Source organism: Marinobacter sp. MBR-99 (assembly GCF_040547575.1).
Taxonomy (GTDB): Bacteria; Pseudomonadota; Gammaproteobacteria; order Pseudomonadales; family Oleiphilaceae; genus Marinobacter.
In genome coordinates, this window is record NZ_JBEPPY010000002.1 from 79,989 (window position 1) to 92,133 (window position 12,145).

14 protein-coding genes are annotated in these 12,145 nt (G+C 58.2%); 2 read left to right on the forward strand and 12 right to left on the reverse strand.

The window, feature by feature from the left end:
• Nucleotides 1–3 precede the first annotated feature (3 nt).
• From ABIE59_RS02150 to ccmA, 8 genes are read right to left on the reverse strand one after another with little or no spacing between them, the layout of a single operon-like run.
• Nucleotides 4–486: a cytochrome c-type biogenesis protein gene (locus ABIE59_RS02150; protein WP_354443832.1), complete on the reverse strand. Its 483-nt coding sequence runs from the start codon at nucleotides 484–486 to the stop codon at nucleotides 4–6.
• Nucleotides 486–1,022, reverse strand: coding sequence for a DsbE family thiol:disulfide interchange protein (locus ABIE59_RS02155; protein ID WP_354443834.1), 537 nt, complete (start codon nucleotides 1,020–1,022; stop codon nucleotides 486–488). Before ABIE59_RS02155 ends, ABIE59_RS02150 begins: the two co-directional genes overlap by 1 nt.
• The gene (locus tag ABIE59_RS02160; RefSeq protein ID WP_354443836.1) at nucleotides 1,019–3,022 is read right to left on the reverse strand and encodes a heme lyase CcmF/NrfE family subunit; all 2,004 of its coding nucleotides are present in this window, start codon (nucleotides 3,020–3,022) and stop codon (nucleotides 1,019–1,021) included. Before ABIE59_RS02160 ends, ABIE59_RS02155 begins: the two co-directional genes overlap by 4 nt.
• Nucleotides 3,023–3,057: 35 nt before the next feature.
• The gene (gene ccmE / locus ABIE59_RS02165) at nucleotides 3,058–3,537 is read right to left on the reverse strand and encodes a cytochrome c maturation protein CcmE (protein WP_354443838.1); all 480 of its coding nucleotides are present in this window, start codon (nucleotides 3,535–3,537) and stop codon (nucleotides 3,058–3,060) included.
• 14 nt (nucleotides 3,538–3,551) lie between these two features.
• A complete protein-coding gene (gene ccmD / locus ABIE59_RS02170) occupies nucleotides 3,552–3,788 on the reverse strand; it encodes a heme exporter protein CcmD (protein WP_354443840.1) in 237 nt (78 codons plus the stop codon).
• 3 nt (nucleotides 3,789–3,791) lie between these two features.
• Nucleotides 3,792–4,535, reverse strand: coding sequence for a heme ABC transporter permease CcmC (ccmC, locus tag ABIE59_RS02175; RefSeq protein ID WP_354443842.1), 744 nt, complete (start codon nucleotides 4,533–4,535; stop codon nucleotides 3,792–3,794).
• A 60-nt stretch (nucleotides 4,536–4,595) separates the two neighbouring features.
• The gene (gene ccmB, locus ABIE59_RS02180; RefSeq protein ID WP_354443844.1) at nucleotides 4,596–5,321 is read right to left on the reverse strand and encodes a heme exporter protein CcmB; all 726 of its coding nucleotides are present in this window, start codon (nucleotides 5,319–5,321) and stop codon (nucleotides 4,596–4,598) included.
• Nucleotides 5,321–5,950, reverse strand: coding sequence for a cytochrome c biogenesis heme-transporting ATPase CcmA (gene ccmA / locus ABIE59_RS02185; protein WP_354443846.1), 630 nt, complete (start codon nucleotides 5,948–5,950; stop codon nucleotides 5,321–5,323). The genes ccmB and ccmA overlap by 1 nt, the downstream gene beginning before the upstream one ends.
• 135 nt (nucleotides 5,951–6,085) lie before the next feature.
• Between ccmA and fliK the strand changes: the two genes are divergently transcribed.
• Complete coding sequence (gene fliK / locus ABIE59_RS02190; protein ID WP_354443848.1) at nucleotides 6,086–7,483, forward strand: flagellar hook-length control protein FliK; 1,398 nt, start codon at nucleotides 6,086–6,088, stop codon at nucleotides 7,481–7,483.
• Nucleotides 7,480–7,797 (forward strand): EscU/YscU/HrcU family type III secretion system export apparatus switch protein, encoded by a 318-nt coding sequence (locus ABIE59_RS02195; RefSeq protein WP_152437771.1) that lies wholly within the window; start codon nucleotides 7,480–7,482, stop codon nucleotides 7,795–7,797. Before fliK ends, ABIE59_RS02195 begins: the two co-directional genes overlap by 4 nt.
• On the opposite strand, the gene ABIE59_RS02200 is transcribed toward ABIE59_RS02195, so the two are convergent.
• The 4 genes from ABIE59_RS02200 to ABIE59_RS02215 form a co-directional block, all read right to left on the reverse strand.
• A complete protein-coding gene (locus ABIE59_RS02200; RefSeq protein ID WP_354443850.1) occupies nucleotides 7,783–8,886 on the reverse strand; it encodes an ATP-binding protein in 1,104 nt (367 codons plus the stop codon). The genes ABIE59_RS02195 and ABIE59_RS02200 overlap by 15 nt on opposite strands.
• Nucleotides 8,883–11,162: an ATPase, T2SS/T4P/T4SS family gene (locus ABIE59_RS02205; protein WP_354443852.1), complete on the reverse strand. Its 2,280-nt coding sequence runs from the start codon at nucleotides 11,160–11,162 to the stop codon at nucleotides 8,883–8,885. The genes ABIE59_RS02200 and ABIE59_RS02205 overlap by 4 nt, the downstream gene beginning before the upstream one ends.
• Nucleotides 11,163–11,188: 26 nt before the next feature.
• Nucleotides 11,189–11,581: a DUF2802 domain-containing protein gene (locus tag ABIE59_RS02210; protein WP_354443854.1), complete on the reverse strand. Its 393-nt coding sequence runs from the start codon at nucleotides 11,579–11,581 to the stop codon at nucleotides 11,189–11,191.
• A 65-nt stretch (nucleotides 11,582–11,646) separates the two neighbouring features.
• The gene (locus tag ABIE59_RS02215; protein WP_072677648.1) at nucleotides 11,647–12,135 is read right to left on the reverse strand and encodes a chemotaxis protein CheW; all 489 of its coding nucleotides are present in this window, start codon (nucleotides 12,133–12,135) and stop codon (nucleotides 11,647–11,649) included.
• Between the last annotated feature and the right edge of the window lie 10 nt (nucleotides 12,136–12,145).

Genomic DNA, 12,145 nt, shown 5'->3' on the forward strand with positions numbered 1-12,145 from the left:
GGGTCAGCTGCGTGAAGACGGATCCTTGTCAGACAGCATCTGTTCGACTCGTGCTTTTTCCTCAGGACTCAGCGCCGGCTCGTCTGAACCCCGACGTCGGGACCTGAGCACCACACCCGCCACAATCAGCAGGCCACCAAACACGGCAATGGCAGGAAACGCCCAAAGTATGATGGTTCGGCGATCAACCGGAGGTTTGTATTTGACGAACTCACCGAAGCGATCGACCAGGGAACCGACAATCTCGTCGTTGGTGGCACCGGCCTGCATCATCAAGTAGACCTGGTCACGCATATCCTTGGAGATGGGCGCATTGGAATCAGCGATGTTCTGGTTCTGGCACTTCGGGCAACGCAATTCAGCAATCAGGTTTCTGAAGCGCTGCTCCTCGGCCCGGGTGTCAAAATCGTAGAACTCTGGCGAATCTGCATGAGCCGGGAGGGCCAACGCCAGCAGTGCCGCCAGAACCACAGGTATAAATCGCATCAGCTATTCCCCCTGGCCTGGTTGACCACCGGTAACAGGATTTCTTCCCACACCCGCTCGTTAACCACGCCCACATGGCGGTAACGCACCACGCCCTGGGCATCAATCACGAAGGTTTCCGGGGCACCATATACCCCAAGGTCAAAGCCGAGGCTGCCGCGCGGATCGAAAATAATGGTCTGATAGGGATCACCCAGCCGCCCGAGGAAACGAAAGGCATTCTCTCGTTGATCCTTGTAGTTGAGTCCAATAATGCGAACACCCTTGTCGTTAGCCAGCCACATCAGGTACTCATGCTCGTCCCAGCATGCCGGACACCACTCGCCCCAGACATTCAGCAACGACACCTCGCCCTGAAACACCGACTGGTCAAGCATTTCACCAGGCTGATGCAGACTTTCAAGGCTGAACTCAGGTACCGGCTTGCCAACTCGTGCTGATTCGAGTTCTGTCGGATCATTGCCAATGCCTGCTGCAAGAAAGACCCCCACCGCCAAAGCCAGCACCAGAGGCAAAAACAGCATCAACCGTTTCATGTCCCCGCCTCCGAAGGCTTTGCGCCGACCGGTTGTGCATTTTCGCCCGAACTGGCCGCAGCTTTGGCCTTAACGCGGATTCGGTAGCGCTTATCTGCGATTGCCAGGAAACCGCCAATCGCCATAATCAGGGAACCCAACCACAACCAGCGAACCAGCGGTTTGTACTGCAGACGAATCGCCCAGGCTTCATCACTGATACGTTCACCAATGGCAACAAACACATCCCGGAAGAAGCCCGCATCAATGTCGGCCTCGGTCATCACGCTCATGCCCACCGGGTAATTGCGTTTCTCTGGGTGCAGACTGGCAACCTGCCGGCCGTCAAGGAATACGTCGAACTCACCATATTGGGCAGTAAAATTGGGACCTTGCCGCTCCCCGATGTAATTGAACACCACGGTGTAGTCACCCACGTCTGCAGAACCACCCGGAACCATGCGGACATCCCGCGCGATGCCATAGTTCGAGACCACTGTGGCGCCAGCCATAACCATGGCCATACCCAGGTGCCCCAGCACCATGCCGTAGTAGCTCCGGGACTGCCGTTTCAAACCGTGCCAACGACCTTTCCGGGAGGCAGACTTGTCCCACAAATCCCAGACCGTAGCCAGGGTCACCCAGGCCGCCGCAAATACGCCCGCGAATGCCCACGGCGCAAAACCGCCGTAGTTCAGCATCACCGCTGCTGTGACCAGTATGCTGACCGCCAGTGGCCAGAGCAGTTTACGGCCCATCCATCCGCCGTCGGTCTTCTTCCAGCGGGAAAAGATACCGGCGCCCAGCAACAAACCTGCGGCGACAGCCAGCGGACTGAATGTCGCGTTGTAGAATGGCTCACCGATCGAAAGCATACCCATGTTCAGGTAATCAAGAACAAGCGGGTACAGCGTGCCAAGGGCGACCAATAGTGTCGCAGCCACCAGTAATACGTTATTCAGTAAGAGGAAGGTCTCCCGCGACAAGGTGCCATAACGGGACCGCACATGCACCACCGGAGCACGGAAAGCGTACAGTGTCAGGCTGCAGACAACAGTGATTCCCAGCAACGCCAGCAGGAACGTTCCCCGCTCAGGATCATTGGCGAACGAATGCACCGACGTAAGAACGCCGGAGCGAACCAGGAATGCCCCCAGCAAGCTCAGTGAAAAGGTGACAATCGCCAATAACACTGTCCAGCTTTTAAAAACGCCGCGTTTCTCGGTCACGGCCAAGGAATGCATCAGGGCAGTGCCAGACAGCCACGGCAACAGGGAGGCGTTCTCCACCGGATCCCAGAACCACCAGCCGCCCCAGCCAAGCTCGTAATAGGCCCACCAGCTTCCAAGCGCAATTCCAAGCGTCAAGAAAGACCAGGCTACCGTGGTCCAGGGCCGCGACCAGCGCGCCCAGGCTGCATCCAGCTTACCGTTGATCAACGCTGCAATGGCAAAGGCAAAGGCAACGGAGAAACCGACATAGCCCATGTAAAGCATGGGTGGATGCAGTATCAAACCAATATCCTGCAGCAGCGGATTAAGATCCCGGCCATCGGCCGGAATATTGGGCAGGATACGTTCAAAGGGGTTTGATGTAATGATAATAAACAGGAAGAACCCGACACAGATCATGCCCATCACAGACAGTACCTGCGACACCATCACTGACGGGAGCTTACGGCTAAAAATTGCCACCGCCAGAGTCCAGCCAGCCAGCATCAGAATCCACAGCAGAAGAGAGCCCTCGTGCCCTCCCCACACGGCACTGAACTTGTAATACCAGGGCAACATGCTGTTGCTGTTGTTCGCTACGTAAGCAACGGAAAAGTCGTCCACCATGAAGGCATGGGTCAGCACTGCAAACGACAGACCGGTGAACACAAACATACCGGCGGACAGCGGGCGGGCAAAAGCCTGCAGGCTATCACGTCCGGTCATTGCCCCGGCGAGAGGGACGGTGGCGAGGAGTACTGCCAGCAGCAGCCCAATAATCAGTGCAAGCTGTCCGAGTTCCGGATACATCGGATTCCTCCAGTGACAGGGTTTGAATTAAGTAATCAGTATGCAGCGGATTCTGCGGCTTTTTCAGCATCAGCCGCGGGATGCCTGCCTTTCGACGCCCGCTCAAGGGCTTCGGCCACTTCTGGTGGCATATAATTCTCATCGTGCTTGGCCAGAACCTGGTCAGCCACAAATCGTCCATCGGCGTTCAACCGGCCCATGGCAACCACACCCTGTCCCTCTGCAAAAAGATCCGGCAGTATACCCACGTACTCAACTGGAACGGATGCGGCAAAATCGGTTACCCGAAACTCCACCTTCAGGCTTTCCGGATCGCGCAACACGCTGCCCTCTTCGACCATGCCGCCCGCCCTTATACGAACATCCACCGGCGCCTTGCCGTCTGCGATTTCGCTGGGGTCGTAGAACAGATTGATATTCTGGCGAAATGCGTAGGTGGTCAGGCCAACTGCGATAGCAAGCCCGGCTACCAGAAACAAAACAATGGTCAGTCGCTTTTTCCGAATCGGATGCATGTATTACCTGCTCTTCAGTCTTGGGGAATTTCAACCCGGGTAAAGGTTGCCGATGCCTTTCCCGGTGCCTTGGCAGATGCCCGGCTTTCTGTTTCATGTCTGCGCCGGCAGTCTTCCAGGGCCCATTGATTTCGCTTCACCGACCAGATCATCATGCCGGCAAGGAGAATGGCAAATACCGCGTAACAGACCCAGACGTAGGGTCCGTGGCCTTCCATCGCAATGAATGCTGAGAACGAATCAAACGCCATCGGTTATGTCCTTCCTGCCAGAATCATTTCTTTTACCCAACGGGTTCTCTGCTCCCGAATCAGAATCTCGGTTTTCATTCTGATGCAGGCAAACCAGCCAAACAGCAGGTAAAGGCCCAACACCGACAACAGCAACGGCATCCACATCTCCATGGGCATGGCAGGCTTTTCGGTCAAGGTAAATGTTGATGGCTGATGCAGCGTATTCCACCACTCCACGGAGTACTGAATAATCGGGATATTTACTACCCCCACAAGAACCAGGACAGCAACGGCACGAGCGGCGGACTTTTCATCATTAATGGCCCTATCCAGGGCAATGGCGCCACCATAGAGAAACAGCAGGATCAACATGGACGTCAGGCGAGCATCCCAAACCCACCACGTGCCCCAGGTGGGTTTGCCCCATACCGCGCCGGTAAACAGCGACAGAAACGTGAAAACAAGGCCCACCGGTGCTATCGCTTTGACAAATACATCAGCAAGTTTCATGCGCCAGACGAGAGTCACCACCGCAGCGACCGCCATGGAGACATAAATCGACTGGGCAAGGAAAGAACTCGGCACGTGAATGAAAATAATCCGGTAGCTATTGCCCTGCAGGTAGTCCTTGGGCGCAAAAGCCAGCCCCCAAACCAGCCCCGCCACCAGCAGGAGCAAACCGCCAGCCAGAAGCCAGGGCATAAACCGGGTTGCAATCCCGTAGAACCACTTGGGAGAACCCAATTTGTGAAACCATTGCCACATCAGTTGGTCACCGTCTTACTGTTCACTGTTCGTTTTGCCGGCGGGGCACACCCGGGGCGTTTAACTGTTTGACATACTGATCCGTAACGCTGCCGCGGAAGCGAACGGGGCCAGAGTCAGGGCCAGCACCAAGAAAGCCCCCATCAGGGCTACATAGCCAGCCACTGGAGCACCCTCGGCTGCCGCTGCCACCGTGCCGGTTCCGAAAATCAGCACGGGAATGTACAGCGGAATAATCAACAATGACAAGAGCACGCCCGCAGAACGCAGCCCCAGTGTCAACGCAGCACCAATGGAGCCGATCAGGCTGAGTACCGGTGTGCCGATCAGCAGCGTTAGACACAGAATTGCAACAGAGTTCCCGTCCAGATGCACCATGACACCCAAAACGGGGGTCAGTAGCACCAAAGGCAGGCCAGTCAGCATCCAGTGCGCCAGTGTCTTTGCCAGGATGAGCAAAAACAGGGGCTGCGGCTGCAACACCAGTTGCTCCAGGGTGCCGTCATCAAAGTCATGCCGGAACAGGTGATCAAGCGACAACAACACCGACAACAACGCTGCCACCCAGAGAATCCCCGCTCCTGACTGTTTCAGAAATTCTACCTCGGGGCTGACACCGAGCGGAAACAGAGTGACAACCATAACGAAGAACAGGAGGGGGTTAAGCAGATCCTGGCGCTGCCGGAACGCGACTCTGACGTCGCGGGCAAACACTGCCACCATAGCGTTGACAGGCCCGACGCCCTGCTCCACCGGCTTTATCCCAGGGTTTGCCGGGCTATTCATCACGCCGCCCCCCTGCCCAAGGTAATGCGGCCCATTCCCTCAACCTGAAGGTCATGGTGGGTGGTGACCAGAATGGCGCCGCCCTCTGCCGCTCGCTGCTGAAGCAGGGTTTCGATGGCCTGAACGCCGTCCGCATCGATGGCGGTAAATACTTCGTCCAATAGCCACAAGGGTTCGTCGGCGATCAGCAACCGAGCCAGCGCAACCCGGCGCTGCTGGCCTGCCGAGAGGTTGCGACAGGGGACATGTTCAAAACCCGCCAGGCCAGTGCCGGCCAGGGCTTGAACCAACACCTCGTCATTGACTGGGCGACGGCCCGCCATCAATGCCCGCAGGTTTTCCAGCGGTGTCAGCAACGGTTTGATACCGGGGCGATGGCCCAGGTACAGGGTGTTTCGGTAAAATGACTCGCGATCATGAGCCCGGGGCTGTCCACACCACAGAATCTCCCCGGACCAGGCATCATTGAGGCCTGCCAGAATGCGCAACAGGGTTGTTTTACCTGAGCCATTGGGGCCCTCGACACGGGTGAGCGTACCGGGCACTATGGAGAAAGACAGGTTCTGGAACAACAGGCGCTCATCCCGTTCACACTCGAGATCAACCGCCTGTAGTAACGGTTCGGACATCAGGGCCCCGTTTCAGGACGAAGGATGCGCAGCAGGCATCGGGTGTATGGATGAAGGTCACGCAGGTGCCATCATGAAATCAAGGCAATCGTTGCCAGCGCGGCGTATTATAACGAAAGCGTTACCGGAATACTCTTGCCCAACATCAAATCCATGACAATGAAGCTGAACGGCGGACAACCACCAGTCAAAGTTCCAGACTCGCCAGCGGCCCGGACTTCTCCCGGGCAGGCTCCCCCTGAACTTCGGGACGGCGTATCGCCTGTGCCCCGGGCAGACCCTCTCAAATCCGCACAGCAACAGTTAACTCAGCTCCGTCTCGCTAATAACGAGGCTGCCATTGCGCGAGTAGCCGACATTGTGCAACAGAAGGGCGGCGGCCACGAGCTGATTCTGGAGTTGCGAGGCCGCGCCCTGGCGGTTGCGAGCGGCCGGGATTCCGCAGGCCTGTCTGTAGGTGACCTGATCAAGGTGATGCGGGCCGGCAACGAGCTGCAACTACTTGGCAAGCTGGCTCCGGGGCCGGACGCCAGTATTGCGAGAGCACTGGCCCAGAGGCTGCCCTGGCAGCAGAACTTGCAAACCGGGCTCGGGCAACTGCTGCAAAGCCTGACCAACGGGTTGAAACCGGCGCTACAGCCCGGCCAACCGCCGGCCGCCAACACCGCACTCCCCTTGCCTGCCCTGGCCCAGCAACAACTGCAGAACCTGCTTGCCAGCCTGCCCCGCTCGGATGCCCTGGCACCCGGCGTGGGCAAGACCGATGGTATTGCCCAACAGGTCCGGCAATGGCTAACCGAAAGTGGAGTTTTCGCAGAATCCAGGTTGTTGCATTCCAGCCCGGCCCAGGGTTCGCCGACCGATCTGAAGCTGGCCCTGGCTCGGGTTGCAGATGCACTCCTGGCTGCACAGGGCCAGGGGCCTGAACACTTCAATCGGCTGACACCGCTTGCCAGCCACGACCTGGTTCAATCACCTCTGCAATTCCCGAATACCACTGGCCCCTCATCAACCAGCACGGCCGAACCGCTGTCGGTGGCACAGGCCCTGCGCCTGCTGGCCGGCATGCTGAACCGGATTACCGTCAATCAGCTCCATAGCCAGGTGCTTACTGCCAGGGCCGGTGCCGAACCCGGCACACCCACCAACACGCTACTGATCGAATTGCCCTGGCTGACGCCGCATCAGGAACCACGAATGGCTCAACTGCGGCTGGAACAATATGAAAGGGACGAGGAGTCTGCCAAAGCCACCGGTCATGCCACTGTCAGTGAATGGCGGCTGGCGCTGTCCATGGATCTGGACGAAGCCGGGCCGCTTCACTTCGACGTTTCTTTCCGGTATCCATCGGTCAGTGCACAGGTGTGGGCGGAAAAGCAGAGCACCCTGCGCCAGGTAAACGAAGAACTGCCGCTGCTTCGCCAGAGCCTGACCGACCTGGGGCTGGAGGTAAAAGACCTGGATTGCCGGCGCGGCAGCCCCCAGCGCACACAAACCCGACTGGAACACCGACTGGTGGACACCAAGGCATGAAGAACAAACAGACTGACACAGCCATACCGGCAGCCGTCGCCCTGAAATACGATGGCGAGCGGGCACCGGTTATCGCAGCAACCGGGACCTGGGAACTGGCGGAAGAGATTATCCGCATCGCCAGGGAGCACGACGTGCCGCTGTATGAAAATGCCGAGTTGGCCAGCATTCTCGCCAGACTGTCGTTGAACGAGGAAATCCCGGAAGAGCTTTACCGGGTGATTGCGGAAATACTCGCTTTCGCGTTTCACATTCGGGGCCGGACGCCCGGAGACGCCCGGCCAATCGGGGGCAGCGCTTCAGTTAATCAGTGAGCGCAGGGCCCAGGCCTGCTGCCAATGATCCCCTTTGCGGGGCGCCACTGCGGTCTCGAAATAGTGCTTCAGGCGCCGCCGGTCTTCCGGCTGATCCTTGAGTGCGGAACCAATGATATGGTGCATCAGGTGCTCCACGGTCATGGCTCCGCCACCGAAGTACCAGGCATTCAGGCTGGCCGCGTGGGCCACCGAGACAGCTTCGGCGGTTGAAAGGGCGGCGCCCGCCAGGCGGTCGGTGCTTCGTCCATCCAGGGTCTGGCCGTTGCGCAATTCGTGAAACAGCGTCACCAACACCTCAACCACTGGCTCATCCAGCGCCACCTCGACACCGGCACGCCGATTCGCCTTGGCCACCTCACGAAGGACTACGTCCATTTCATCAGCCAGGTGGCGGATAGGCCGGATTTCTTCGAAATCCATCCGGCGCTTGAGGGCGGCACTCATACTATGCACGCCCTCATCGATGCTGTTCGAGGTAGCCACCAGATTGAACCCTTCCCGAGCCAGGATGACCCCTTCCTCCCCGGCCAGTTCCGGAATCACCACAACCCGGTCAGACAATACCGACAGTATGGCGTCCTGCAACGACTGAGGGCAGCGGGCGATTTCTTCGAAGCGAACCAGGCGCCCTTCCATCATGCCCCGTAGCAATGGTGTTGGCACCAGGGCGTTCAGGGTTGGTCCTTCACTGTGCAGAATCGCTTCGTTCCAGCTGTACAACAGCTGGCTAACCTGACTGATGGCACCGCCCTGAAGCGTCAACGTGGAGTTGCCGGAAATGGCTGCCGCCAACAGCTCAGATAGCCAGGACTTGGCCGTTCCCGGCTCACCAACCAGCAAGCAACCACGGCTGGTGCACAGGGAAATAATAATACGGACCACGACACCACGATCGGCAACGAACTTGCGCTCGATGCCCAGCGTCTCATCGCCCAGCAGGAATTTTTCCACTCCACGGGGAGACATTTGCCAGCCAGGCGGAATCGGGCCCAGGTCCATGGCGATCAGTTTTTCGAGCTCTTCCCGGTAGGTCACCTCGGCCGGTTCCCGCTGGGCAGGCCGGGCTGCTTGTTTGTTCTGTTTCATCCGATACTCCTGCGACCGCCGCGAACTTCCGGTGCCATTCGCTCTCTCGGTATGATGCGAGGCAACTCCGACAACGGGATGATCCCCTCAATAACGTGATCCAGCGCGCTGTCCCGCATGGTTACCAGACCGGCATCCAGTGCCCGCCAACGCAGCTCACCGATAGGTGGCTGGCTGGAGATGGCGTTCCGGATATCGGATTCCACTTCCATATACTCAATAATGGCCACCCGCCCCTGGGTGCCACGGCCGTTGCATTTGTCGCAGCCTTTACCCTCGAAACAGCGGAAGTCCGCAGGGGCGCCATCCGGGAACACCTCGGCCATAATGGCAGGGTCCGGTTTGGCCGGTTTGCGACAATGTTTGCAGATGCGCTTGGCCAGACGCTGTGCAATCACCGCCAGCAGTTCACCGGCGATAGAGTTGGGGTGAACCCCGAGATCGTACAGGCGCTGGAGGGAATCCACAGCGTCGTTACAATGCAGTGTCGACAGCACCACGTGCCCGGTCTGGGAGGCCCGGATAGCTTCCAGAGCCGTCTCCTGGTCCCGGATTTCGCCCACCAGAATGACATCCGGATCTTCCCGCACGAACGCTCGCATGGCATCCGCAAAGCTGAAACCAATGTCCGCACGCACGCGGGTTTGCTGGATGTTCTCAATGGAATACTCGATGGGATCTTCCACCGTGATCACCTTACGGCGACCATCATCAGCAAGGGTCTGCAAACCTGCATAAAGCGTTGTCGATTTACCCGAACCGGTCGGCCCGACCACCAGCACCAGTCCCGCCGGGTTATCCAGCAAACGCTGATAGCGGCTGCCGATGGCCGGTGACATGCCGAGCTCGGCGATGGTCATGGCCCGCCCGGTCTGGGGTAATAACCGAATAATCGCATTTTCGCCATGCAACGATGGCTGGGTCTGAATTCGCAAGTCGTAGGAGGTGTTTCCGAGCTGCAATCGGGAGCGCCCACCCTGAGGCAAACGGTGTTCTGCAATATTGAGCTCGGCCCGGAGCTTGATAACATTGATCACGCCCCGGATTTCACGGGCAGATAACTGGTACTGGGGAAGGTCACGCAACTCGCCATCTACACGTAACCGGATACGAACCCGGTTTTCGTACTGCTCGATGTGAATATCGCTGGCTTTCTCACTGACGGCGTCCAGCAGTATGGCCTCATACACGGAAACCAGATAGGGGCTGATGTTCCGATTGTTGTTCTTCTCCTCTCCCAACAAATCCCGGGACCGCTCATTCTCATCTTCCGGAACGGTCTTGCCATGCTCTGCGACAAAACGGCTGCCCTTGACCGTCAGATCAAGCGCTGACCAGATCCTGCGAAAATCCGTGGGTGTAACCAGCAGGCAGACAATCGTGTGCCTGGGAGTCAGGCGTTCGAGCTGATCGGTGTGGGCGTCAGGGTCATCGGTTACCACCGTCAAGCTGCCGTCTTCCTCTGCCACCGGGATCATCCGGGAAAGATCGAGGAAGGTGCGGGAGAACCGCCTGAACAGTGCAGGTTGCAGGCTGCCGAGCACTTCGTCAGCATCCGTAAAGGTCATCCCACGCTGTTGGGCCAGGGATCGGTACAGATCAATCTCTTCAAGATTCAGCTTGCGCCGGACCACGTCCAGAATACGCTCATTCCTTCCTGCCGCTTCTGCCCGCGCCTGGGCCAGAACCGCCTCGTCCACAATGCCAAGATCAATCAGGATCTGTTCGGCATTGCGGTTAAAATCCACCCAACCCAGGGTTCGAACCCGTTCAATCCGGGTGCCACTGCGCTGGAACATGGCCAGACTCGGAACCGGTCCCGCCCGGCCTTCCAGGCACACCAGTTTGCCGCCATCCCGCAACGCGGTGACCAAAGCCGCGGGCTCAGCAATAAAGGTGGTACACAGAATCAGGTCACATAGCTGATCCGTCGGCATGCCCTTGCCGGCATCAGCCACCAGAACCTCGACGTTGTGTTTGCCTCCAAGGGTAAAGCGTTCTCTGGCTTTTTCGGCAAGCACCGGATTGCGATCAACGTACAGGACGCGGTACGCCAGCTCGGAGAGCACGGCCGTGAGGTAACCGGAACCACCACCAATGTGCATGACCACGTGGTCAGGCTCAATCTCCGGGCAAAGCGCCAGCAGATGCTCAACGGTTTCTTCCCTGGGAATGGAGTGGCCGGTAATCGACGGGCCAATATCAACACCGGAGACGAACGCCCGCCGGTCTACGGCATTGAGAGCCTCGACGGCTCTCGGGTAGAGTTTCTTCATTCAGCAGCGCCTGTGACAGCAATGGATCAGGCCGCCTGACGTTTCTTTAACGCTGACACCAGTTCGGCCTCGGGGCGGGATATTCCGCACGTATTCATAAGATCGTCGATATCCGCACCAAGATCAACCAGGCGAGCCGCTTCGTCGTAGGAAATTCTCAGCGGGTCGTTCTGGCGCATTTCATCCAGAGAGTTGCGCAGTTCGTGCAGCTGCCGTTCGCAGGCCACCAGGCGCTGGCCAACGCCAATACTGCCGCTGGTTGTGGCATGCAATTCACGGCCGAGGGTATCGCAACGCTGTTTAACGGAGGCCCGCAAGGCACTGATCTGACGCCCATGGATGATGCTCTGAACCAGCACCAGGCCAATCGCGGCTGCAGTCAGGCCCCAGGGGAGCCAGGAAGGAATGGTATAACTCATGACAGACGTCTCCCTTGTGTTTAACCACGGAAGACGTCCATCGGGAGCGCTGGAAGGACTGGCCCTTACAGCGATGCGATTTCAGCCCACTCGTGGTCTGACAACATTTTGTCGAACTCGACGAGAATGATCAGCTCGCCATTCTTGTTGCACACGCCCTGGATAAACTTGGCACTTTCCTCGTTACCCACGTTCGGTGCAGTTTCAATTTCACTGGCCTTGAGATAGACCACTTCCGCCACGGAATCCACCAGAATTCCCATGACCTGGCTGGAGGACTCCATTACCACAATCCGCGTGGCGTCCGTCACTTCCGCATCCGCCAGGCCGAAGCGCCGACGGGTGTCAATAACCGTAACCACGTTGCCCCGCAGGTTGATGATGCCCAGTACGTAGTCCGGTGCACCCGGTACCGGAGCGATCTCGGTATACCGAAGTACTTCCTGGATCTGCATCACATTGATGCCATAGGTCTCATCATCCAGGCGGAAGGTCACGTACTGCAGTACCTGATCATCCTGGGCCTGATTCACTTGTCCGCTCGGGGATGCCATAGCGCTCTCT